Source organism: Acinetobacter sp. 1125_18A (genome assembly GCF_052824985.1).
On record NZ_VTDG01000010.1, the window covers coordinates 44,347 to 68,895 of the forward strand.

At 38.5% G+C, this 24,549-nt stretch carries 23 protein-coding genes and 1 pseudogene; 6 read left to right on the plus strand and 18 right to left on the minus strand.

Annotated elements, in window-relative coordinates:
- The first annotated feature begins 26 nt into the window (after positions 1 to 26).
- On the plus strand, positions 27 to 575 hold the full coding sequence (locus FY049_RS16455) for an NUDIX hydrolase (protein ID WP_224964203.1): 549 nt from the start codon (positions 27 to 29) through the stop codon (positions 573 to 575).
- A gap of 105 nt (positions 576 to 680) precedes the next feature.
- Here the strand turns inward: FY049_RS16455 and filF are convergent, their stop codons facing one another.
- The 6 genes from filF to filA form a co-directional block, all read right to left on the minus strand.
- Entirely contained in the window at positions 681 to 2,627 is a 1,947-nt protein-coding gene (gene filF, locus FY049_RS16460; RefSeq protein WP_446084018.1) for a putative pilus system protein FilF, read from the minus strand.
- 10 nt (positions 2,628 to 2,637) lie between these two features.
- A complete protein-coding gene (gene filE / locus FY049_RS16465; RefSeq protein ID WP_446084019.1) occupies positions 2,638 to 3,927 on the minus strand; it encodes a putative pilus assembly protein FilE in 1,290 nt (429 codons plus the stop codon).
- The gene (gene filD, locus FY049_RS16470) at positions 3,927 to 5,591 is read right to left on the minus strand and encodes a putative pilus system OmpP1/FadL family transporter FilD (RefSeq protein ID WP_224964206.1); all 1,665 of its coding nucleotides are present in this window, start codon (positions 5,589 to 5,591) and stop codon (positions 3,927 to 3,929) included. Before filD ends, filE begins: the two co-directional genes overlap by 1 nt.
- A gap of 13 nt (positions 5,592 to 5,604) precedes the next feature.
- Positions 5,605 to 6,831: a putative pilus system protein FilC gene (filC, locus tag FY049_RS16475; RefSeq protein WP_224964207.1), complete on the minus strand. Its 1,227-nt coding sequence runs from the start codon at positions 6,829 to 6,831 to the stop codon at positions 5,605 to 5,607.
- Between the two features lie 54 nt (positions 6,832 to 6,885).
- Positions 6,886 to 7,719 carry a putative pilus system C39 family peptidase FilB gene (filB, locus tag FY049_RS16480; protein WP_034613839.1) on the minus strand — a complete coding sequence of 278 codons (834 nt, stop codon included), beginning with the start codon at positions 7,717 to 7,719 and terminating at the stop codon, positions 6,886 to 6,888.
- Positions 7,720 to 7,928: 209 nt separating this feature from the next.
- Positions 7,929 to 8,828, minus strand: a complete 900-nt coding sequence (gene filA / locus FY049_RS16485) for a putative pilus system protein FilA (RefSeq protein ID WP_224964208.1) — start codon at positions 8,826 to 8,828, stop codon at positions 7,929 to 7,931.
- 264 nt (positions 8,829 to 9,092) lie between these two features.
- Here filA and FY049_RS16490 point away from each other — a divergent pair, with 264 nt between their 5' ends.
- Positions 9,093 to 10,439 carry an anthranilate synthase component I family protein gene (locus FY049_RS16490; protein WP_446084020.1) on the plus strand — a complete coding sequence of 449 codons (1,347 nt, stop codon included), beginning with the start codon at positions 9,093 to 9,095 and terminating at the stop codon, positions 10,437 to 10,439.
- Here the strand turns inward: FY049_RS16490 and hisC are convergent.
- From hisC to FY049_RS16530, 8 genes and pseudogenes are all read right to left on the minus strand, one after another.
- On the minus strand, positions 10,436 to 11,533 hold the full coding sequence (gene hisC / locus FY049_RS16495) for a histidinol-phosphate transaminase (protein ID WP_446084021.1): 1,098 nt from the start codon (positions 11,531 to 11,533) through the stop codon (positions 10,436 to 10,438). The genes FY049_RS16490 and hisC overlap by 4 nt on opposite strands.
- 175 nt (positions 11,534 to 11,708) lie before the next feature.
- Positions 11,709 to 13,010 carry a histidinol dehydrogenase gene (gene hisD, locus FY049_RS16500; RefSeq protein ID WP_167321150.1) on the minus strand — a complete coding sequence of 434 codons (1,302 nt, stop codon included), beginning with the start codon at positions 13,008 to 13,010 and terminating at the stop codon, positions 11,709 to 11,711.
- Between the two features lie 128 nt (positions 13,011 to 13,138).
- Positions 13,139 to 13,537, minus strand: a pseudogene (locus FY049_RS16505) (DUF4272 domain-containing protein); the annotation flags it as partial.
- Positions 13,538 to 13,660: 123 nt separating this feature from the next.
- Positions 13,661 to 14,356 carry an ATP phosphoribosyltransferase gene (hisG, locus tag FY049_RS16510; RefSeq protein ID WP_056515646.1) on the minus strand — a complete coding sequence of 232 codons (696 nt, stop codon included), beginning with the start codon at positions 14,354 to 14,356 and terminating at the stop codon, positions 13,661 to 13,663.
- A 4-nt stretch (positions 14,357 to 14,360) separates the two neighbouring features.
- Positions 14,361 to 15,620: a UDP-N-acetylglucosamine 1-carboxyvinyltransferase gene (gene murA, locus FY049_RS16515; RefSeq protein ID WP_004817645.1), complete on the minus strand. Its 1,260-nt coding sequence runs from the start codon at positions 15,618 to 15,620 to the stop codon at positions 14,361 to 14,363.
- 6 nt (positions 15,621 to 15,626) lie between these two features.
- A complete protein-coding gene (ibaG, locus tag FY049_RS16520) occupies positions 15,627 to 15,878 on the minus strand; it encodes a BolA family iron metabolism protein IbaG (RefSeq protein ID WP_004723729.1) in 252 nt (83 codons plus the stop codon).
- A gap of 135 nt (positions 15,879 to 16,013) precedes the next feature.
- A complete protein-coding gene (hpf, locus tag FY049_RS16525; protein ID WP_004723731.1) occupies positions 16,014 to 16,355 on the minus strand; it encodes a ribosome hibernation-promoting factor, HPF/YfiA family in 342 nt (113 codons plus the stop codon).
- A gap of 179 nt (positions 16,356 to 16,534) precedes the next feature.
- On the minus strand, positions 16,535 to 17,983 hold the full coding sequence (locus tag FY049_RS16530; RefSeq protein ID WP_446084022.1) for an RNA polymerase factor sigma-54: 1,449 nt from the start codon (positions 17,981 to 17,983) through the stop codon (positions 16,535 to 16,537).
- 523 nt (positions 17,984 to 18,506) lie between these two features.
- Between FY049_RS16530 and FY049_RS16535 the strand changes: the two genes are divergently transcribed.
- The 4 genes from FY049_RS16535 (at position 18,507) to FY049_RS16550 (ending at position 21,789) form a co-directional block, all read left to right on the plus strand.
- The gene (locus tag FY049_RS16535; protein ID WP_004723734.1) at positions 18,507 to 19,418 is read left to right on the plus strand and encodes an amino acid ABC transporter substrate-binding protein; all 912 of its coding nucleotides are present in this window, start codon (positions 18,507 to 18,509) and stop codon (positions 19,416 to 19,418) included.
- 91 nt (positions 19,419 to 19,509) lie between these two features.
- The gene (locus FY049_RS16540) at positions 19,510 to 20,352 is read left to right on the plus strand and encodes an amino acid ABC transporter permease (protein ID WP_004723738.1); all 843 of its coding nucleotides are present in this window, start codon (positions 19,510 to 19,512) and stop codon (positions 20,350 to 20,352) included.
- Between the two features lie 2 nt (positions 20,353 to 20,354).
- Positions 20,355 to 21,032: an amino acid ABC transporter permease gene (locus FY049_RS16545; protein WP_004723739.1), complete on the plus strand. Its 678-nt coding sequence runs from the start codon at positions 20,355 to 20,357 to the stop codon at positions 21,030 to 21,032.
- Between the two features lie 13 nt (positions 21,033 to 21,045).
- Positions 21,046 to 21,789 (plus strand): amino acid ABC transporter ATP-binding protein, encoded by a 744-nt coding sequence (locus FY049_RS16550; protein WP_004723740.1) that lies wholly within the window; start codon positions 21,046 to 21,048, stop codon positions 21,787 to 21,789.
- Positions 21,790 to 21,868: 79 nt separating this feature from the next.
- Here FY049_RS16550 and FY049_RS16555 read toward each other — a convergent pair whose 3' ends face one another.
- From FY049_RS16555 to FY049_RS16570, 4 genes are all read right to left on the minus strand, one after another.
- A complete protein-coding gene (locus FY049_RS16555) occupies positions 21,869 to 22,543 on the minus strand; it encodes a DUF799 domain-containing protein (protein ID WP_224964212.1) in 675 nt (224 codons plus the stop codon).
- Positions 22,540 to 22,917 (minus strand): DUF4810 domain-containing protein, encoded by a 378-nt coding sequence (locus FY049_RS16560; RefSeq protein ID WP_224964213.1) that lies wholly within the window; start codon positions 22,915 to 22,917, stop codon positions 22,540 to 22,542. Before FY049_RS16560 ends, FY049_RS16555 begins: the two co-directional genes overlap by 4 nt.
- Positions 22,918 to 22,927: 10 nt before the next feature.
- Positions 22,928 to 23,599 carry a CsgG/HfaB family protein gene (locus FY049_RS16565; RefSeq protein ID WP_224964214.1) on the minus strand — a complete coding sequence of 224 codons (672 nt, stop codon included), beginning with the start codon at positions 23,597 to 23,599 and terminating at the stop codon, positions 22,928 to 22,930.
- 130 nt (positions 23,600 to 23,729) lie between these two features.
- Positions 23,730 to 24,353, minus strand: a complete 624-nt coding sequence (locus tag FY049_RS16570; RefSeq protein WP_446084023.1) for a LysE family translocator — start codon at positions 24,351 to 24,353, stop codon at positions 23,730 to 23,732.
- Positions 24,354 to 24,549 lie beyond the last annotated feature (196 nt).

Sequence of the window (24,549 nt, forward strand, 5' to 3'; positions counted from 1 at the left end):
GTTATCTCACATTTTTAATGAAGCTTATGAGTTTTTGCAGTGCTTGTGGTCATCCAACCATAGAAAAAATTCCTTTAGGTGATCAAAAAATCCGTAAAGTTTGTACACACTGCGGCACCATTCATTATGTTAACCCTAAAGTGATTTGTGGTGCTTTAGCGATCTGGGAAAATAAAGTTTTACTTTGTCGTCGTGCAATAGAACCACGCTATGGACTATGGACCTTACCTGCTGGTTATATGGAACTTTTTGAAACCATGGAACAAGGTGCAGCACGCGAAACACGTGAAGAATCAGAAGCTGAGGTTGAGATTGAACAGCTTTACTGCATGTATAATATTCCACGTATCGGACAAGTTTATGTTTTATTTAAAACACAAATAAAAGATGGCGTATTTGGTGCAGGTGAAGAAACCATTGAAAGTCGTTTATTTGAAGAGCATGAGATTCCTTGGAACGATTTAGCTTTTCCAAGTGTAGAACACACGTTAAGACATTATTTTGAAGACCGAAAAACCAATACATTTCCAATGCATCTAGAAACATTGGGTACCCGATTAGATCAGACAGGATAATAAAACCAGATATTGCTTCGACCAATGGTTGAGCATTAAAAAAATATTGGCACAAAAAACCTCAATTCAAATCACTTGAATCGAGGTTTTTTTAATTAACATAAATTACTTGGTTTTAATGGTATAACACTGCGGTAAACTTACAGTTAAAGTCCCTGATAAACGCTTCGCTAGCTCTTTTTGCTCAGGTGTAACTTTCTCTTTATTAGCTTCTACATTGTTATAAATTGACTGATAAACCGCATGTAAATTCACCCAAGTCGCTGGCAGCGTCGTATTCCCCGACCAACTGGTAATGTTTACACCACTGGTGGTATTTTGCTCATTGATTAATCGTTGAAGATTTAAACGTATACCACCAGAAGAAACCGAAGCCTTGGCTAATTCATCGTTAGATGCACCACTTGTTGGTGTAATAACTAATGTTTCATTTAAACCTGCCAATGCACCATCAAGATTACCAAATACTGGGTTTGCAAGGATCATACGCATTGTAATCGATTTTTCAACATTGCCATTAATATAAGCTGTACCTGTGGTACCAATACGATACTGTTGTACCCCAGTTTCTTTATCTATATAAGTGCTTGGATCTACATCAGCACATGTAGTTGAATTTAGTGCATTATTTTTTCCTAAGTTGGTACGAACATCTCCATTTTCATCAATCACAATACCGAGTGTTTGCGTATTTGGATTAACTTCTTTGTTGTCAAAGGTAAATGTAATATTCGCATACAGTGGGAAATAATATTTTTCACCTGTTTTCACGGTATTTTTAGTGAGGAAAACTTTTCGATCTAAGTAATTGGCAGGATTAGTTTTATAGATATCAATCCCCCCAGAAAGCTGATCACCATTTAAAGTTTGACGCCATTTCCCATATACCGTTGGATCTGTAGGTGCCGTGGTTGCACCTGTTACTCGCTTATACATATATTCAGTACCTGCAACACTAGTATTATTCAGCAAAGCACCCTGATAAATTTCAAGCTTATCCGTCGAACTTTGATCTTTTTTAAACACAAGTGGAGAGGTAATTTTACGGGTGAGTGGATTAATCCAATCTGGTTGACCATTTACATTGAGCTTTTGTGGAACAACTTGATTGAGCAATAAGAATTTTAACAGTGAGTCGGCAATTGTACTGCCTTCTACTTTTTGAGGTACACCTACCCATTGCATTGCATAGCCAGAGGTATAACCTTGACGGTCAGTGACGACATACATATTGGCAATAGATTCATTTTTGGTACTTAACTCACTTTTACCTGTAAAACCTTGAATATCAACATTCGCACCACTGAAAATAAGGAAGTTTGTCGAATAAATATTAACCAATGACTGTTGAATCAAGCGTTGTGCAGTCTCTCTCGCAGAAGTTTCATCAACTGCCTCTACATTGACCCATGGTTTTAGTTTTGCAACATAACCACCATTAATAAAATCACTTACAACAATATCGGCATCAACTGCTTTTAAATTATTTTTAATATTATCTGTTAATTCAATTGGTTGTACATCGCCAATCTGATTGGCATCTTGCTCCAATCCAATCGCTTGGAAAACGCGAACCAACCCAACCATTACTTTAAATGTATCATCACTCATGGTCATACTGGTTGGTGGCTTGCCTGTCATAGCACTTGCAATATCAATCAAGCCAATTGCTGCAGGTTGACCACGCACTTTTAAAGGACGAATTTTGGCAAGGTCAACATCACCTAAAATAATTTTTCTTTCCGATTGAGAACCTTGTATAAAGAACTTCGCTTTATCACCAATTAAACAACCACCGAGTGCTAAGCCACCCTCGAGTTTAGTCACATAATGATTTTTAGTATCTGTACTACAATCAAAATTTAAGCCATCCACAGGATAGTCTACATAAAAACCTAAACATTTTTCTGTGGAATCTGCATCACAACCATTTGAATAGGTTTTTATGCCTTTATACGGGTCTTCATTGACTGTTGAGCTTTCACCACCACAACCTGCGAGCGCTAAACCTAAACTGGTTAAAACCAAAGGGGTTAATAATCTTTTTTTCATATTTTCATCCTTACTGAATTACACTCAGCTTAATTTGTCCATGATTTGTTAACTGTTTATTTTCCACATCTAATGCTGAGGATAATGGTGTTAAAAATAGATATACAGCCTGATCAGGTTTTCTTAAAACGCCTTCCATCGCTGCATATTGTAAATTATTGTCGTGAGATTCTTCACTTTTAAAACCGCTAACGCCCTCGAGGACACAACCTTGTCCATCTAAAAACACCACCAAAGGCCAATAATAGCTTTGAACTTTTGAAGACGATGCATAGGATGTTAATAATACATTTTGCACTTTAGGATCTAATTTCACTACTTCATAAGCAAAATTTTCTTTAATGGGAGCAACTGGCCAAAGTCCAATTTCTTGATTTTTGATTGATAAATCTTTTGCTTTGACTATTTTTTTACCAGAGAAGCACGCCTGCTCTAAGTTTTGAACAACCTCATCTTTAGGTAAGCGGAAATAGGTTGAAGATAAAACAACAGGCTTTTTTTCTTCAGATTCTGAATTACCACGAATACGGTTTAAAAGACTCGCACTTAAACCTTTTTGTCGCTCAATAGTTTCATAGCGTCCATGTACTGCGCCAATCTCTGGCGTCATATAGAATCTTTTTTTACCCTCTAAATTGAATTCGCGATCTTCTAAATACTCGTTATTTACATATTTTTCACCATCAATGACCGTGAAATGCTGATCCTCTATAGTTTGATTACTTTTCGGTGCAACTTCTTTATTGGTCTTGGCTGCATTTTGGTCTATTGGAGTTGCTTTTTCTACTTTATTAACATTATTGGTTTGTTGAGTAATATCAGCAGGCTGCTGTGGCAGTTTTTCCACAACAAGCTGAGGCACTATTGTCTGTGATGCTGGTGCTAAAGGCTGATCTGGTATCTGAACAGGACTTTGAATTTTAGCTTTATGCTCCATTAAAGCGGGTTGACGTGCAGGCTGAGCAGTAGTAACCACTGATGGTTCATTTTTAGGCTCGATCTCTTTTTGACTTTGTTTAACTACGGGAGGTACTTCAATCACTGGTACATTAGGCTTAGCAGCTTGAGCCTCTTGTATTTTTTTAGCTTCTTGTATTGGCTTAACTTCTTGTACTTGTTTATCTTTTTGCTTTACTACTACTTTTGGAACTGTTTCAGGCTTCTGAACAATCATTGGGTGCCCATCAGGGCCAATAATTGTATAAAAATTGGCAGCATAAGAAACTGATGTGGCTAGACTAAAACTTAACGCTAGCCACAAAGAAGTTACGACTGTTTTTTTTTCAACGTTCAAACGCATTACCATCTCGTTCTGTAGTTAAGCCCTAGAATTGTAACTTTTGTATTGGTTTTTACATTTAAACCGGCATATGGGTTGAGTAACAAGTTATCTACCCCAGTCTTGTTTGCCAAACTACTGCTGTTTGCAGGGATATTATCTCGGCTACGTAAGAAACCGATCGATAAGTCAATATCACTATCTTCATCAAAACGATAACCTAAACCTAAACCAAATAATTGCGCATTGTTAATCGGCACCATGGTATTACGTTTATTATCTGGAATCGCACTGGCACGAGGTTCATAACCTGCACGAAGCTTTAAACGATCATTTGCTGAATATTCAATACCAATTCCCCAGCTCCATGGTGACTGAAAGCCTAAAGGAAAGGCCAATGAGGTATCTGTAACTTGATTGGATAATAATTTGGCAATTTTTAATGCTGAAATCTGTCGATCGAATTCAAACTGAAACTTTTCCCATGCTTTAAAGTCAGTCCAACCTACATCAAAGTTTACCTGTAAATCAGGTAAAATCTTATATTTTATACCCGTTTGGAAATGAGCAGGATATTCCAAATCCATTGAAATCAAACCAGATTCAGTCGGCGGAATATAACCTGGAAAACCTAAAATCGCCGCAAGAATTTGTCCTGTTGCTGAAGAGTTTAAACCTTTTATAAGTTCTCGCGGTGCGTTGGCATTATCGATAAAATATTTACCTTTCATACGCATTTTGGCAGAGCTTTGATACACCATACCAAAACCAAAGTTATCCGTAGGTTCCCACATTAAACCTAAGTTATAGCTTGGACTTAAACTCTGCTCAAGACTAACCTGCATCTTACCGAATTGACCAAATGGATTCATTCCCTCATCAGCATTACAAATACCAAATAATAGAAGGTCAGTAATCACATTTGAATTATTTCGGAAAGGCCCACAAACCGATTCATCAATCAGTCGTAGAACACCAATCATTTCATTTGGAAATCTTAGATCGGTTTTTAATGCCATCGCGTTGTATGACATCCCGATCGAAGCACCAATAGACAATTCATCACTGACTTGGTATGCAATAGATGGAGATAAGTAGGTTATACGTTCAATAGCAACTTGTTGCCCCATGTAGTTACCAGGGTTACCGTCTTCTGATCCAAAACCAGCCACCATTGGTGCATATACAGCAGTTGCATAGGTCAGTTTTGAACCAGGTGGGTTATAGGAAATCCCCCCTGTTGGTGCTAAAACAGGCCAGCCAGGCCCTAAATCCACCACTTTCTTTAGAATAGGAACATATAAACTGGCATATTCGACATCGCCACGTACTGAATCTTTGTAATCGGTACAAAGGCCCGAAGGATTGTCTGGTGCGTCATTACAAATCAATGGATCATCAGAATAACCAAATACGTTATAACCAGGCGGAGCAGAAAATTCACGCTGTATATCAAAGTTTGCAACAATCCCTTGTACGTCAGTTTGCAAGCCCTTAAGTTTAGTTAATGCTGCAGGGTTAAAATGAATGGCACTAATTCCTGGTGGGTCTGCAGTTACTGCATTCCCCATGGTTAGTGAGCGTATATCTACCGATAGGTTAAGTCCTAACGCCGCAAATACTTGAGTTGAACACCCTGTTAATAAAATCGCTGTAACTATTGGGCGCAAACGTATGTTTTTCATACTTTACACTCCTTTAGTGAGCTTTCTTCTTACCGAAGCCTAAAATATCCAATGGGAAAGATAGACCAAGCGAAATATCTGGTGAGTCTTCTGTTAAGCCAATCCCCAACGTACCATTGACAATCGTATCTGGATTGACACGTACCCCTAAAGCAATGGAAAACATCCCGCTAGATTGGTCTGCTGCCTTATATGAATCTGCAAGTCCTTCTTGAGCTCTATATTTAAATGAAGTATTCATATTGAATGATTGTTGATATGACATGGTCATCGAAACATCGTAGTTAAACGAATAGGCAAAACCAAAAGAGAAACCACCGGTCATACCAGGATCAAACTCTTCTAAAACGCGTTGATAGGACTGATCACCACCAGCGCCATTGGCATTACCCCCACCACGAACTTGATTCAAACCAGTTTCTTTAAATCCATAATTGGCAGAAACAGATGCAAACAGTACAACAGGGTCGATATATTTACGGGTACTTGCGCCAACACCTACAGAATAATAGCCTTTACCTGTTGAAAGGTCTTTTTCTGGGTTTATCTCATATGGACTATCACCAGTTTTGGTCGATAAGCTACCAAATAAAATAAGTGGTAAACGCCCTGCTTTCAGCGGGAAAGGTTCCCAACGTGCGCCAAAGTTAATATCCCCTAGACCCGCAGCCGTAGCATCTTTTAAACTATCTGATTTGGCAATAAAAGGAATAGATGCAGTAAAAGTTAAATTATCACGTATCCCATACTGTGCAGTAAATGTATTACTAATCGTATGGCTGGCATCTTCATCAACACGAAGCTGATAAGCTGTGCCCTCATTGATTCCTAAATTTAACTGTGAATCACGATAGTAGGAATAATCCAAATCATAAAAAGTTGAGAATTCACCTTTTTTAATTAAAGAGTACTGACGTTCGTTCGATGTAAAAACTTCTTGTAAATTGGTTTCTTGAGAAGCATCACCTTCTTTCTTCTGTAATGCTTCCGCAGCTTGTGTGCCTGGTTTAGGTGCTAAAGATTTTGTTTCATCTTTATTAATTTTTACATCTTCTGTAGCTTGTGCCACCTCTGCAACTGGAGCTGTTTGACTGCTGGTTGCTGAACTGGCATTGTCTGTACTCACAGCCTGATCTGCTACTACATCCGCACTTGGCTCTGTTTCAGCTGCATATAAACTTCCAATTGCAAACTGAATACTCACCGCAAGTAAAGTCCGTTTCATCCACTGATTATTCATATTCTTCCTATTCCAAAAATTCCAATTCAGTTATGTAATTTTTTAATCCATCTTTTACTTACGTTTATAATAGAGTCGCATATAAGATGTAATTGGCTGATTGTATGTTGCAGACTTGGTATCTTGGTCAATCACCTTACGCATTGTCGAGGCCTTATCTGCTAATTTATTGGTATAATCTGTTGAATATTGCGCTTCAACTAAAGCGTAACGGTTAATTGTTGCATCATCTACATGGCGCATATCCGCATCTTGTAGTGCCAACAGGTTGCGTTGTTGATCTTTTGGCGCATTAATCACAAATAAGGTGTTATTTTCCCAAATTTGCTTAAATCGCTCTTGATCAAAACTAATATTCCCCAAGGCCGGATCTGCCACATAAACACGGCCATCTTTATAAGCTTTAAATACAACAAAATGTTTAAAACCCGCATAAGAGATTGGCACAATCACCGGTTGATTTTGATTGATTAGGTCTGTGAACTCGCCTCTATAGCCACCGCTTTCATATCCAATTGCAGCAACAAAACGCTTCATATCCAGCAATGAAAAACTTCGTCGCTCAATAATACGGTTGTATTCTCCAAATCGTAATAAGCCTTCCATGGTTTGTTGTTCAGTTAAGTTCGTCCCAACATAGCCATTTAACAGTGTTGTTAACGCAGCGGAACCGCAACTATAGTCATATCCTTGACGTACGATGCCACGGAATTGATTTTCTAAAGCAGGTTTAACATGCACCATTTCACGGTGATTACGTGTAAATGATTTATCTCTGGAATCCGCAAGCTCAGTGTAGTAAATCGCATCCTTTGGCTTGGGTTTCACATCTAAGGCGTGGTTGGCAAAATAATACATTAATGCCGAACCTAAAGTAATTTCTATCATAATTTTAACTATCAAGTTTCGGCAGTATTTTGCCTAAAGTGCTGATTTTATTTTTAGAGTGAACACTCTACGTCCCTGTGATTATGAAGATAACGGTTTTTGAAAAAAAAAACAGTCTTTTTTTCAACTTTTGTCGCTTTTTCCCAGCTTTTTTGTAAAAAAAAGACGCATGCTTTGCATGCGTCTTTTCTGAAATTTTAATTCTAGACTTAGTGACCAGAAATCGTCAGTTTTACACCATTCGGCGTTGCTGAACCACCGTTATAGAATTTCATACCTGTAATCGCAACATCACCAATTGAACCAGAACCTGTTCCAGTACCTGGGGTTCCAGGCGTGCCTGGTACAAAGCCTGTACCACCACCCAACACAACTTTAGTTAGGTAAATGTCTGTACCTGTTGTACTTTTCATTGCAGTTACAGCCAAACCTTGTGTAGTAACAGCAACATCAGCATCTAAAGCCAAATTACTAGAACCACTGTCAGTCACTTTAATGCCGCCCAGTACGATATAACCACCACCTGCTGCAGAAGCATCTTTCAAGGCTAAGTTACTGATTGATAAACCACCAATCATCGAACCATTCAATTTAATCATTGCACCTTGAGGCGTATTACCCAATTGAATATTTGCAGTAGTAGAACCTACATTCACAGTCAAACCACTTAAAATTTCAGCTGATCCAGTACCAGGCTTATATGCACCTGCCGCACCAGTAGTATCGTTTACTTCAATTTTACCTAATTCGATTTTTAATGCATTAATTGCAGCGGCAACGTTTAAGAATGGCTTACCAGCAGAGCCGCCATCAGTATCAATGACCAAGTCAGCTAAGTTACCCGTAGCGCCTGTTTTAGTTACAACTACATTATTTAAAGTAATCGCACCAGCATTCCCAGTACCACCAGTAGTTGCATTTACCGCCAAACCATCACCATCAAAAACATGTAGTTTTGCAATTTCAACTTTAGATGCGTCAATACCAATACTGATACCATCCTGACCAGTGGTTGCACTCAGCGCTGCATCATCCATTGCTTGCATTGCCATTGCGTTTGAACTCATAGCCACTGCAGAAACTAAAGCAAGTTTAGTAAATAATTTCATAATCTGTACTCTCCCAAGAGCATTTTTTTTCATTTTTAACCACTCTCCATAGTTCCCTGTTGTTTTTAGTTGTTTTACAACTTAGAACACCAATCCTTGAGTAGTCCGTTTTGCCCTTTTAAATTAACGGTATGTTACTTTTTGTTCAACTGCTGTTTATCAAAAACCCAATTAAACCGATAAACGGTAAACACTTTTATAAGTGCTATTTTCAGGTAGAATAGTGCTTTATAAACCCTTTTCGCGCTTGAGTTAACCCTCCCTATGTTTCGGAAGTTATTAGATTTTTCATCAAATAGCACTACAGATTTATTATACCGTATTGATGCATTATTCGGTTGTATCTATTTAAAAAACGCGGGCGAAGATATTGTTGCTTTTTCACCTGAACAATACTGTATCTCAATCCAGCAACAACTTTCTTGCTATACCAGAAATCATTTTACCCATTATCAAAAAGATAAAGCCGATCCTCATTTAAGTCACTTCTTTAACTTCAGCTCTCAATCTGCCCCGAAACAGCATGCTTTTCAGGGTGGATATATGGGTTTTATTGACTACAACTATGCCTCTCAGCAACACATTGATGCTACAACCAAGTCTCAACCTAATTTTTACATGGGTGTTTATAAAACATTTATCAAACGAGAAAATGAACAATTCTTTTTTTATAGTTTAGAAGCCTGTGCAGAAGAGTTTTTCAACTTTATACAAGATTTATTAACCAGACCAGTCACACAAAATCAAAGCTTTAAACTTTTATCAAACTGTACTGCGACGTGGACAAAGCCACAATATGATCAAGCATTTACACAAGTCCAAGAATATATAAAAGCGGGTGATTGCTATCAAATTAATTTAACTCAGGAATTCACTGCAAAAGCACAAGGTTTACTTTTAGATACCGCCGAAAACTTTTGGACACTCACAGATGCTCCCTATTCGGGTTATTTAAAAATCAATGATTTTGAATTACTGAGTTGCTCACCTGAGTTATTTATTGATTTCGAAGCTGATCGTAAAATTATCACCAAACCCATAAAAGGGACAATGCCTCGTTATGACGATCCAACTTTAGATGCGCAATCAAAAAATGCTTTGATTCAATCTAAAAAAGATCAAGCAGAGAATGTCATGATTGTGGACTTATTACGCAATGATCTAAGTGTCTATGCTGAAACTGGCTCAGTAAAAACCCCAAAACTGTTTAATATTGAATCTTTTAACCAAGTACATCATATGGTGAGTGAGGTGACTGCCATCCTAAAACCGGATGTCAATCCATTTAATGTCTTATTTTCAGCGTTGCCAGGTGGTTCAATTACTGGTGCACCCAAAATTCGCGCCATGCAAATTATTGAAGAACTTGAAAGTGCGCCAAGAGGCGCTTATTGCGGATCACTGGGCTATTTTAATTTTGATGGAACCGGTTCTTGGAACATCTTGATTCGTTCAATTCAAAAATATCAAGATGATGTTTCATTGTGGGCAGGCGGTGGAATCACCATCGCTTCAGATTGTGATGCAGAATATCAGGAATGTTTTGATAAAGTTGCTGCCATGCTTGATTTACTCAATACAACATGGCATCAACCTCAACATGAATCCTAGACTAAAATCTCATGCTTTAATGTATCAACAAGGCGTTGGTTTTGTTCATCTGTACCAATAGTGATACGTAAGAATTGATCAATCCGTGGCTTATTAAAATATCGAACAATAATGCCACGTTCACGCAATGCTTTTGCCAGTTCACCAGCATCTTTTGAGGGTAAACACGCAAAAATAAAGTTGGCTGAAGATGGTAATACTTTAAACCCAAGCGCCGCTAAATCTGCCACCAGTTTGTCACGGCTCACAATGACTTTTTGACATTGTGCTACAAAGTATTCTTGATCTTCAAATGATGCGACAGCTGCAGCTATTGCAAAACGATCAATTGGATAGGAGTTAAAACTATTTTTAACAGCTTCCAATGCGGCAATCAAATGTGGCTGTGCAATTGCAAAACCAACGCGTAAACCTGCCAAAGAACGAGATTTTGAAGTCGTTTGGCAAACCACTAAGTTTTCGTATTTTTCAACCAGATGCACAGCTGACTCAGCACCAAAATCCACATATGCTTCATCAATCACAACCACCGAATCAGGATTGGCTTGCAAGACCTGTTCAATTGCAGACAGCCCTAATGCAATACTGGTTGGTGCATTGGGGTTGGTAATGATAATCCCACCATTCGGCTGTTTATAATCAGCCACATCAATTTCAAAATCATCATTTAACGGCAAGATTTTAGTTTGGGTTGAAATTCCAAAAAACTGACTATAAACAGGATAAAAGCTATAGGTAATATCCGGGTATAGAATCGGCTTATCTTGAACAAAAAATGCTTTAAAAATATGGGCTAAAACCTCATCAGATCCATTACCAACAAAGACATTTGCGACATCTACATGTTGTTGTTTCGCAATCGCTTGTTTGAGTGCCGATGCATCTGGATCTGGATAAAGTCGTAATACATCTGCTGAATCTATAAGTACGGACTGAACCGCTGCAACCACTTTTGGCGATGGTGGATAGGGGTTTTCATTGGTATTCAGTTTTAATAAGTTTTGGATTTTAGGCTGCTCACCCGGAACATACGGTTCTAATTCACGTACATCAGGGCTCCAAAAACGCATTTGCTCAGGGCTAATATTTGGCATTTTTATCTCGTATTTTTTCTCACTTGACTTACTTTATATAAGCACTCTCACTCTAGGAGAGGGTTTGGGTATTTCAATAGAATCCCCAAACTAAGTCAGTTAAATTTTTACACCCTCATCCACACCCTCTCCATAAGGGAGAAGGATTTTTTACGGATACTGGGCCATTGGTGAATTACTGATAACGATATCTTGCTGATCGGGCATGCGCATCTAAATTTTCTTGTTGTGCAAGAATATCTGCGGCCTTGGCAAGCGATTTAACTCCTTGCTCAGAACACATAATCAAACTTGAACGTTTTTGAAAATCATAAACACCTAAAGGTGATGAAAAGCGTGCTGTACCAGAAGTAGGTAGGACATGGTTAGGTCCCGCACAATAATCACCAATCGCTTCTGGTGTATAGCGCCCCATAAAGATTGCACCTGCATGGCGAATACTTTCTGACATCTGCTCAGCGTCATCTAAGCACAATTCCAAATGCTCAGGCGCAACTTGATTAATCAAATCAATGGCTTCTTGACGATCTTTAACCAAGACCAAAGCACCACGATTTGCAATCGAAGTTCGTGCAATTTCAGCTTTGGGTAGTGCAGCCAAATGTTCTTCAATGGCTTGCTCGACATCATTTAACAGCTGTTCATCAGGCGTAATAAAAATCGCTTGTGCCACCGTATCATGTTCAGCTTGTGACAAAACATCCATCGCCAACCATTTCGGGTCATTGTGACCTTCTGCATAAACCAAAATTTCAGAAGGCCCTGCAATCATGTCAATACCGACTTGACCAAAAACAGCACGTTTTGCCGCAGCAACGAAACGGTTACCTGGTCCTGTAATTTTATCCACTGCTGGAATTGTTTCTGTTCCATAAGCTAGTGCGGCAACTGCTTGCGCACCGCCAATCGTAAACACACGACTTACACCCGCTAAATAAGCAGCTGCCAATACCAAAGGATTTAAATCACCATTTGGCGCAGGTACCACCATAATAATTTCTGCTACCCCAGCCACGTGCGCGGGTAAAGCATTCATCAACACAGAGGATGGATAAGAAGCCAAACCACCTGGAACGTAAATACCAACACGGTCTAAAGGGGTAACTTTTTGACCCAGGGTATTTCCTAATTCATCCACATAGGACCAACCGTCTTGTTTTTGAGCCTGATGGAATGAGCGAACCCGATTGGCCGCCATTTCCAAAGCTTCACGCACTTCTGAAGTTAAACCCTCAAATGCAACTTTAAGTTGTTCTTGTGTCAGTTCTAAATCTGAAAATTGATGCGCTGGATGTCGATCGAACTGTTGAGTGAGTTTAAGTACATGTGCATCGCCATGTTGACGCACATCTGCAATAATTTGGTCTACTGTTTTTAAAAGCTCAGGATCACTCACTGTTTCAAAAGCTAACAAGTCAGCAAAGACTTGTTTAAAGTTCTGCTCTTGAGTCGATAAACGTCGCATCAATTTACCCACAAGGTTGTTTAAGAAAGATTTAGTTTACCTTGTTTTGAGTATCTTGTGGGCAACATCACCGCAACATTTCAACTTACTTTAATAGGAAAGTTTGATTGCAAAAAACTTTTGACACAGCAAATTTTTATTTAGGTACTCACATCAGGATGATCCCAGTCACTATCAGCCTGAATCAGCCAGTTCAATGCACCATGCCGTTCCACAACAATAGATGAATTTAAATTTTCAGGTGCATCCTGTTGCTTTAAGCGCGCATTTACACATGCCCAATCATAACGATAGATTAAATCAGCCTGATCTAAAATTTCTTCGCTATCCCGCAAGTGTACTTTTGCCATAAATTCAGCAAAGGTATCGCACGACGATACAGCTTGAATAGCAAAATCACAATCAACGATATCTGCTGGATAACTTAACTCATCCACAATCCCCAAAGCCCATAACAATACCCAATATGCCTCATATTTCCACACCATATTGATGATATCTTGCGCTGAAGCCTCACGATTTAAAATTGCCTGTTCTTTGCGCTGTTGAGGTGTTTTCATAAGCTCTTTTTTTTAAATCATGGATGGTTATTTTTTAACATAAATCGCATAAAAAAACCGCCTAAAATTAGACGGTATCTTTATCGAACAAACATGAATGGACTAATTGTTCTTTTGACGCTCTTCTACTGCTTTTTCAAGCTGAGTAAGAATTGGATTTAATAAAGTTTGCTTACGCTTAAAGCTGGCTTTATTGACAATTAAACGTGAAGAGACTTTACAGATTTCTTCCAGAGGCTCTAGACCATTGGCACGTAATGTATTTCCGGTATCCACTACATCGACAATATAATCACCCAAACCAACCAATGGGGCTAATTCCATTGAGCCGTAAAGTTTAATCACATCAACTTGCTCACCTAAGCTTGCATAATATTGACGAGTTAAATTTACATACTTGGTGGCAATTTTTAAACGTCCTTTAGGACGAACCATGCCCACTTTACCGGCGGTCATTAATTTACAGTTGGCAATCTTTAAATCTAATGGTTCATAGACATTTTGAGCGCCATGTTCCATCAACACATCTTTACCCGCCACACCAATATCCGCGGCGCCATTCTCAACATACGTTGGCACATCAGAAGCACGCAAGATTAAAATACGAACGGATTTGTGTGTGGTTGGAAAAATTAACTTACGAGATTTATCAGGATCTTCCAATAAGTTAATTCCAGCAGTTTCAAGTAAAGGCAACGTTTCTTTTAAAATACGCCCTTTACTCAATGCCAAAGTTAAACCATGATCAAAATTGCCCATTACGTCAAAGTTAGGATCATCGTTTCTCATATCGCTCATTAACTTACTCGCTCACTCGCTTAATTTGGGCACCTAGACCTTGTAACTTTGCTTCGATATCTTCATAACCACGATCAATATGATAAATACGATCGATGATAGTTTCCCCTTCAGCAGCTAAAGCAGCCAAAACTAAAGAAAACGAAGCACGTAGGTCAGTTGCCATAACAGGTGCAGCAGATAATTTTTCCACCCCTGTCACAACAGCATCATTACCTTCAACCTGAATATTTGCGCCCATACGAGCTAACTCAGGTACATGCATAAAACGATTTTCAAAAATCGTTTCAGAAATTGTTGCAAAACCACGTCCAATGGCATTTACCGCCATGATCTGTGCTTGCATATCCGTTGGGAATTCTGGATGTGGCAAGGTACGGAAGCTGACAGCCTTCGGACGTTTCCCCAGCATATCCAATTCGATCCAGTCTTCACCGCGTGTGACTTCTGCACCCATTTCTTCAAACTTATCTAAAACAGATTCAAGAAGATTTGGGTCAGTATGTGTGGTTTTTACCTTACCGCCCGTAATTGCTGCCGCGGCCAAATATGAACCGGTTTCAATACGGTCAGCAACCACTGAATATTCACAGCCATGGAGACTTTCAACACCAGTGACCACTAAGGTATCTGTGTCTAAACCTTCAATTTTTGCACCCATTTTAATAAGCATTAGTGCAAGGTCTGTAATTTCAGGTTCGCGCGCAGCATTACGAATTGTTGTAACACCCTCTGCCAATACTGCAGCAGTTAAAATATTTTCGGTTCCACCTACAGTCACCATATCGAAGATGACTTCACCGCCTTTTAAACGGCCATCCACTTTGGCGTGAACATAACCTGCTTCGACCTCAATTTGTGCACCCAAAGCTTCTAAGGCTTTTAAATGCTGATCAACAGGGCGTGAACCAATTGCACAACCACCAGGAAGTGAAACTTTTGCACTACCATAGCGCGCCAACAGTGGCCCGAGCACCAAAATAGATGCACGCATGGTTTTAACCAGTTCATAAGGTGCAAACTGATTATCCAGTGTAGAGGTATCCGCGATAACCGTTTCGCCCTCATAACTCATGGTGATACCTAAACCACCAATCAGCTTAACTAAAGTACGAACGTCTTTTAGATCTGGAACATTTTTTAATGTAATCGGTGTATCTGCAAGAATCATTGCAGCCAATAAAGGTAAAGCCGCATTTTTCGCACCAGAAATACGAACTTCACCTTCGAGTTTTACACCACCTTGAATGACAAATTTATCCATTGACGCTTAAGCTCCAAACATACTGGCTTTGCGCCATTCTTCTTTAGTCATTGCACGAATAGTTACCGCATGTACCTCACCACTGGCAATATAAGAATTAAGTGGCGCGTAAACAGCTTGTTGACGAGGAACAGGACGTTTCCCTTCAAACTGATTGTCGACAATACGGAGGTCAAATTTACCTGCTTGTCCACTGACAGCAACTTCAGCATCAGGAAAAGCTGCTTTTAAGATTTCAGTGAGCTGTTCACTATTCATTGCATCGACCTCTTATAGGACTGACAGTGTAAAAACCGGATATTTTACTATAACTCACCGAAATAATTCATTAACTTGTACAAAAAATATAGATAAAAAAAAGAGGTCTTTTCAACCTCTTTTAAAATATCAATTTTATGTCGCTAAAATTTCCATTGGTTGATAATCCAACTGCATTTTCCGATGCTTATCTAATTGCCTTTTTAATTTATCTGTCAATTTTGTAATCGCATTATACATATCATCAGCGCTCGCTTGGGCGAAAAGCTCTATACCCGGCAAACGAACAATTGCCTCAGCAATATGATTTGCACTGCCTTTTTTTGATCTTTTATCCAATTGATGATCTTTACTCAGCTTGACCTGCATACTATTGACCTGATCAATATGCTTGGTCATCTGGGTAAATCGATCTCGAATATTTTCTTCTATTGCTGGTGTAATACTTAAGTGATGTCCACGGATTGTAATTTGCATAGCTTTATCCCTCTCCTTATATAGGAATATGAAAGTCATAACCCAAACGATCTCATGACAGCATTCACCAAGGAAGAAACTGTGCTCAATATCATGCAATCATTTAAGTTACTCCAAAAGACAAAAAGCGATTCATTATTTCGTCATAATGAACAATTAGAATAGCCACACTTTAAAATTTAGATCAACACTTTTCGGTCAGATGAAGACGGAATATGTAACGATTCACGATATTTTGCGACTGTCCGTCGTGCCACATCTATCCCCTCTTCTTTTAATAAATTGGCAATGGTATTGTCTGACAACGGCTTACGTGGGTTTTCATCTGCAACAAGCTTTTTGATTTTTGCTCGAATGGCCGTCGACGATGCTTCTCCTCCAGAAGTGGTTCCAACGTGACTCGAAAAGAAATATTTCAGCTCAAATAGACCACGAGGTGTCAGTAAAAACTTATTGGTGGTGACGCGGGAAACTGTTGACTCATGTAATTCCACTTCTTCTGCAACATCTCGCAAAACCAAAGGTTTCATTCCTTCAGCACCGATTTCTAAAAACTCACGTTGATGTTGCACAATGCAACTTGCAACTTTTAATAAAGTTTTGTGACGTTCATCGACACTTTTAATAAAGTTTTTTGCTTCAAGCATTTGATTGCGTAAATATTGATTATCATCACTTTGATCAGCACGTTTAATCATGCCTGAATAAAATGAGTTAATTCGAAGTTTTGGTAAAATATCTGGATTAAGTTGAACATACCAATGGTCATTTTTCTTGGACACCACCACATCTGGAATTTGATAATCTGATTCTTTTTGCTCAAATTCAGCACCCGGATAAGGTTTAAGGGTTTTCAATAAATCAATTGCTGACTTTAATAACTCAGCATTTAAACCCGTTTGCTTAATCAGTTTATTTAAGTCATTACTGACCAAAAGCTCATAATGTTTCAACAACATCAGCGCTTCTTTCCTAAACAGTGTGGTGGTAGCTAAAGCCTCAATTTGCACAAAAAGACATTCTGCAAGACTACGAGCACCAATACCAATCGGTTCTAAGCGTTGGATATGTTTTAAAACAACCAGAACCTCATCCTCTTCAACTTCAATGTCATAATCCATTGTTTGTAGTAGATGCTGTACTGAGCTGACAATTTCTTCAATATCGGCAGCCAAAAATCCTTTTTCATCTAAAGCATCGACAATGCAATACGCAATCAATTTATCCACTGGAGAAAAATGCAATAAATTGACTTGCCCCAACATATGTTCTTTTAATGATGCTTCTGAATGACGATTGTCTTCACGATCCTCAAACTCAGGGCGCTCCATTGCAGTTGATTGATGGGTATAGACATCATCCCAATCTGTATCTACAGGCAGTTCATCAGGTAAGTGGTTGGCATTTAAAGAATCTGAAAGCTCATATTCTTGTTGTTCTTGTTTTACATTTTCAGGGCTTTCATGTGTCTCTTCTTCAACTTTTTCAAGCAAAGGATTACTATCAAGTTGAATTTGAATTTCTTGCTCAAGCTCCAAACTCGATAATTGCAGTAATCGAATGGCTTGTTGCAGTTGTGGCGTAAGCGACAACGAATTTGCAACTTTTAATCCAACCGATAACTTCATACCCATAATTCCCACACTGTATTATTTCATTTCATCTTATGTGAATAAGCAATGCAAAATTCATGCCTACTGATTTTTTATATCACAGGAAAGGGATTAGGACTAGTAAAAAAAATGAATACGTTACATAAAAATGTTTGTTATTTATCAATTAAAGATAAATTTTAATTATGTCGTTTTTTTATTCAATTTTTTAAAAAGACCTTCGATCCAGATCTGTTGAAATAGTCATCAATTATATAAATAGAGATTTAAAACCTATAAGCAAAAATAAATGGCTTTAGGGCTATTTATTTCAAAATATTTAAATAAAATAGGTTCCACTTTGTGAGACCAGTCACATTTCTAGTTTATGAAATTTATTATTTTTATCCTTTACTTATTGGAATAGTGAGTATAAAAATAATGATATAAAGAAATATGATGAATCGTAGTTTCAAGGAAAAGGTTTGGCACGATAACTGCTTAATTTTAGAAACGAGCGGCTTAAACTGCCAAAAAAATCATGTAATGGAGAACTCAAATGACACTATCTACAAAAACACTATCAAAAAAAGTTTTAACCACAGCGCTTGGTGTACTTATGGCTGGCGGTGCTTTTTCACAGGTTCAAGCAGCAGATACATTAGCAAAGATCAAACAATCAGGGAAAGTGATCATTGGTTACCGTGAGTCATCTGATCCGATTTCTTATGTGATTGGTGGTAAACCAATGGGATACGCTGTTGATATTTGTAATAACTTTGCCAATGAGCTGAAAAAAACGCTCAAGATGCCAAATCTTAAAGTTGAATATAAAGCAGTTACCTCTTCTACGCGTATTCCAGAAATGTTGGCAGGCAATATCGATATGGAGTGCGGTACGACAACAAACTCTATTCAACGCCAACAACAGGTAAGCTTCTCAACCAACTATTATGCAACAGAAGTACGCATGGCAGTTAAAGCCAGTGCACCAATTAAAACAATTGCAGATTTAAATGGTAAAGCAGTTGTAACCACGCAAGGGACTACATCTGACAAATACATCAAAATGGGTGAGAAAGGCGAAAAAGTCAACGTAAACAACGTTTATGGTAAAGACCACTCAGACTCATTTGCCATGGTCGCTTCTGGCCGTGCTGCAGCATTTGTGATGGATGACAATATTCTTGCAGGTTTAATTGCAAAATCTTCAAATCCAAAAGACTTTAAAATTGTAGGTCCAGTACTTTCTTCTGAACCATATGGCATTATGTTACCGAAAGGCGATGCAGCATATAAAGCAATCGCAGATAAAACAGTAACAACAATGTGGAAAAATGGTCAAATGGCGGCGCTATATAAAAAATGGTTCCAATCACCAATCGCACCTAAAAATGTCAATTTAAATATGCCAATGAGCTCATCATATTTAAAGCTTAAAGCCAATCCTACGGATGCTGGTATTAACTAATAACGTAGTTTAAAACAACGGTTTATAGATCAGACTCGATTTAAAGTCTGGTCTATAAATTTTTATAAAATTAAAAATACAAGGAGCACACATGTCCGTAGGCTCACTTAACTGGACAGCATATTGTCTCCCCTCGAATGAATATAGTCTTGATAAAGCTGCATGGGCTGAATCTGTCTGTAAAGCGATTGGTGGTGAAAGTTATTCCCCTGTTGCAGATGCACCAACCTGGTTACAACTCCTAGGCTCAGGTGTTTGGACTATGGTCTGGACCGCGATTGCTGCATTTTTCATTGCATTTCTTCTTGGATCTCTCATCGGGATTTTACGTACATTACCCAATAAACCGCTTTCATTTATTGGTACCTGTTATGTCGAACTTTTCCGAAATATTCCCCTGATCGTACAACTGTTTTTCTGGGCATTTGTATTCCCGCAATTATTACCACTCAGCTTAAGTACTGGTAGTGGAGAGATGGTTCATGGTGGATGGTGGCAAAATATTCTCAATGACAATCCTGCAGTGGTTGGGGTATTTGCACTCGGTCTATATACTGCGGCACGTATTGCTGAACAAGTACGTTCAGGTATTAATACGGTTTCAAATGGACAAAAAAATGCAGCTTTTGCAATTGGTTTAAATCAAAGCCAAAGTTATCGCTATGTCATTCTCCCTGTCGCTTATCGTATTGTTTGGCCAACGCTCACTTCTGAAGCAATGAATATTTTCAAAAACTCTGCCGTGCTTTATGCACTGAGTGTTTTGAACTTCTTTGCTTATACCAAAACCATGCGTGAAGAAACATCCCAAGATATTGTTATTCTTATTCTTTCGACACCAGTTTACTTAGTCATTACCTATACCATTAAGTTGATCATGGCTTGGATTGAAAAACGTATGGCTGTTCCTGGTCTAGGCTCGGGGGGTAAATAGTCATGGATTTTAGTATTTTACAAAATCAAGATGTTATTCAAACGCTGATCGCAGGTTTTAAATTTACCGTTACGGTGACGATTTTATCGATTATTGGCGGGATTCTGATTGGCACACCTTTGGCCATGATGCGTTTATCCAACAATAAAGTCGCCAGTAATTTTGCTAAAGTTTATGTCGATTTCTTCCGTGGTGTACCACTGATTCAAGTGATCTTCATTTTCTATTTCTTATTGCCAAAGATTTTTGAGTTTCAGTCAGATACCTATTATGGCCCACTGTTTTCAAGTGTGGTGACCTTTGCAATTTTTGAAGCAGCATTCTTTTCAGAAATTGTACGTTCAGGGATTCAGTCTGTTTCTAAAGGTCAGGTCAATGCAGGTTATGCACTTGGTTTCACCTATGGACAAACCATGTCCAATGTGGTGTTGCCACAAGCTTTTAGAAACATGCTACCTGTCATTTTGACTCAATCTATCGTACTTTTCCAAGATGTATCATTAGTTTACGTGATTAGTGCGCCAGACTTCTTGGGCAATGCCAATACCTTAGCAAATACCTACGGTGCTGAAACCAAAGCAACTTTCTACCTGATTGTAGCAGTTGTTTACTTCTGTATCTCCTTTGCGCTTTCACGACTTGTGAAGCGTTTACATCAAAAAATAGCAATAATTCGATAATTGGAGAATCAATATGCCCATGATAGAAATACAACATATCTCAAAATGGTATGGAGATTTTCAAGTTCTTACAGATTGCACCACTTCAATTGAAAAAGGTGAAGTTGTGGTGGTGTGTGGACCTTCAGGTTCTGGTAAATCTACACTGATTAAAACTGTAAATGCATTAGAACCGTTCCAAGAAGGCAATATTGTTGTTGATGGAACAGCGTTAAAAGACTCAAAAACTGATCTGGCAAAATTCCGTTCTCGTGTGGGAATGGTATTCCAACACTTTGAATTGTTCCCACATATGACTGTTTTGGATAATTTAACCATTGGGCAACTTAAGGTTTTAAATCGTTCTAAAGCAGAGGCTGAGAAAAAAGCGTTGCAATATTTAGATCGTGTTGGTCTGGCAGCCCACAAAAATAAGTTTCCAGGGCAACTGTCTGGTGGTCAGCAACAGCGTGTTGCGATTGCTCGTGGTCTGTGTATGGATCCAGTGTGCATGTTATTTGATGAACCTACTTCGGCATTAGACCCTGAAATGGTGGGTGAAGTGCTTGAAGTCATGAGTCAATTGGCAAAAGAAGGCATGACCATGATGTGTGTAACTCATGAGATGGGCTTTGCTCGTAAAGTCTCAAGTCGAGTTATTTTCATGGATCAAGGCAAGATTTTGGAAGACTGTGCAACAGATGACTTCTTTAATAAGCCGGATGAGCGTCATGAAAGAACCAAATTCTTCTTAGACAAGATTTCTATGGTGCACTAATCAGCAATATGCTTTAAACATAAAAACCCCAATTTTTAAATTGGGGTTTTTATTTGATGCTCACAAACAGTACCAGTGCTTAAGGTTTCACCGCATGTTGGGTGAAGTTTGGAGATCGTGGTCCATATAACAGACCTTTTTGCTGATTTAGACTCGGTGAATATAATTGAGAGCTTACAGTACTGGATAAAGTATAGGCTTTGTCTGACAAATGATTGGATATTTGATCAACTAAAGCACCGACCAGCGCGCCAATCAAACCTGCATTGCTATTATCATTGGCTTGCTGAAGTCGCTGCTCACCTTGCCAGAGTAATGTTCCAGTTTGCAAATCTACAAGTTTGGCTTCTACTGCAACTGCAGCTACAGATTGAATCACCTGATATTTAGAACCATACTCTTTAACTTTAATGTATAACGCAGCGTCTGCTCCGAAAATCTCTTTTAACTTTTGTGGTGGGATTGCTTGGGCATCAAACCCATTGGTCACCCCATTCTCTTTAAACATGGTGTCAACAACAGAAATTGGAAATACATAATAACCAGCTTCAGCTACAGGCAATGTTACTGTTGACCAATACCCATAGGTTGCACGCGTATCAGGAGACTCATTGATTGGAGGAAGTACCAAAATCGACTTAGGGATATGCTCACGATATGCTGCTAAATCACGATTCTGTTTAGGTGATACCGCACAACCGGTGAAAAGCATCATCAGCAAACCAAGTACCAATAATTGTTTTATATTTTTCATTTGGAATTTACCTCAGTCGATTGAGGGGTCATTTTCTTCAATAAACGATCCATCAAAACAGTTGACTCAGGATAAATTTGGCGCTCTAACTCAAAATATTCAATTGCACGTGGGCCATTTTGAATATTAAGATTTAACAAGCCCAAATGCGCATATAAACCTGGCGGCACTGCGGCATTTTTTGCTTTTGCTTTCTCAACATCTTTTTCAAGCGCTAAAATTTGTTGCTGAGGCGAAGTTTTCTCAGGAACCGCCAGCATTAAATAGGTTTGCTGTGGATATCCGCCCCAACTATATAAAGATTGTGGTCCAGATGCACACCCAACCAAAGTTAACGTTGCAAAAAAGCTTAAAAATAATAAAACCCGTTTCATTTATTCAAACCTATTGTACGGACCACTTATTTGTTTGAATATCTGTGACAAGGTGATTAACCGCTTCGCGTACAGCCAGATCTAAAACCTTACCATTTAAGGTTGAGTCATAAGATGCTGTAGAACCAAAACCTAAAATTTCGCGTTCACTGAGCGCGTATTCACCTGCACCCTGCACAGAATGGACAACTTCTGCTGTTTTTACATCAACAACATTAATATTGACTTTTGCATAGGCAATTTGAGTTTTACCACGCCCTAGTAGCCCAAACAATTGATGATCACCCACTTCTTTGCGCCCAAATTCAGATACATCCCCAGTGAGCACATAACGTGCCCCCTTAATGGATTGAGATGCTTTACCAAAACCAGCCTCTTGTTGCAGCTCAGATAAATTGTCTCGATTTAAGACTGAAAAATATCCTGTTTGTTGCAAGTGCGTTTCTAAAATCGTTTTTGCTTGACCGCCTAAACGATCGACATTATCAGAGAAAATTCCACGCATATAACTTGAGCGGTTATCAAACTTACCAATCGAAACTGCTGTTTTCGCACCTGAATATTTAACCGCTGAAGTCGCTACAGCAACTTGAGGTGCTTGGATGGTTTTAGAGCTTTCAGTGGTAGAACAAGCTGTAAGTACCAAGCCATTTAAGGTAGCAATCAATAATATTTTTTTCAAAATTACATCTCTCTAAGGTCTAAACCATTATAATGAATATATATAACACAAACTAAACACACTATTAATTAATTTTTAACAAATGGGATCTACTGATAAAATGTATGACTATTTTTACTCGTAAAAACAATCATTTCATACCAAAAATTAACTTTAAACCAAGTAATGTCATGACACAGCCTGCGACTCGATCGAAGACTTTTTTAAACTTTAAATAAACACGGCGCGGCTTTTCCGCTGAAAGCGCCACTGCAACTAGTGAATACCAGCCTGCATCGATAAAAAAGCACAAGATAGGCAAAACAAAATAAAAATATGTTGGAATTTCTTTGGGTAAAAGCGCAGTAAAAATACTGGCTAAAATAATCGCAATTTTAGGATTACTTAACTGGGTAATTAAACCTAAACGAAACGCTTGTTGATAACTCATCACCGTGGATGAGTCAGATGCCTGCGCCATTGGATCTTTAGCATGTTTAATAATTTTATAAGCCAGCCAAAGTAAATACAGACCACCACAAATTTTTAAAGCTAAATATGCAGAAGGTACAGCCAATAAAATTGCCTGTAATCCCATTACAGCTAAAAAACCAAATAAAGCTGCGCCCGTGCCTGTCCCTAAAGCGGTAAACAGACCATGTTTACGAGAAATCGCAATTGAATTTTTAGCCACATAAACAAATGTAGGACCAGGGCTAATTGCGCCAAGCATTAATGCCAATGCAATTGAACCTAAAATCAATAATGATTCCAAGAGACACCCCGACCTAGACTATTTTTAAGAATAGATATTTTACGCTACAACCGATTTTTGAAGATATAAAAATCTTTATTATTTCGCGATTACACTTTTATTCAATGCAAATTCATCAAAATTTCAATCATAAATTTAAGTACACTTGTGTATTATCACCACAAACAGAGTAAACAAATATTTTTAGAGTAAAAAC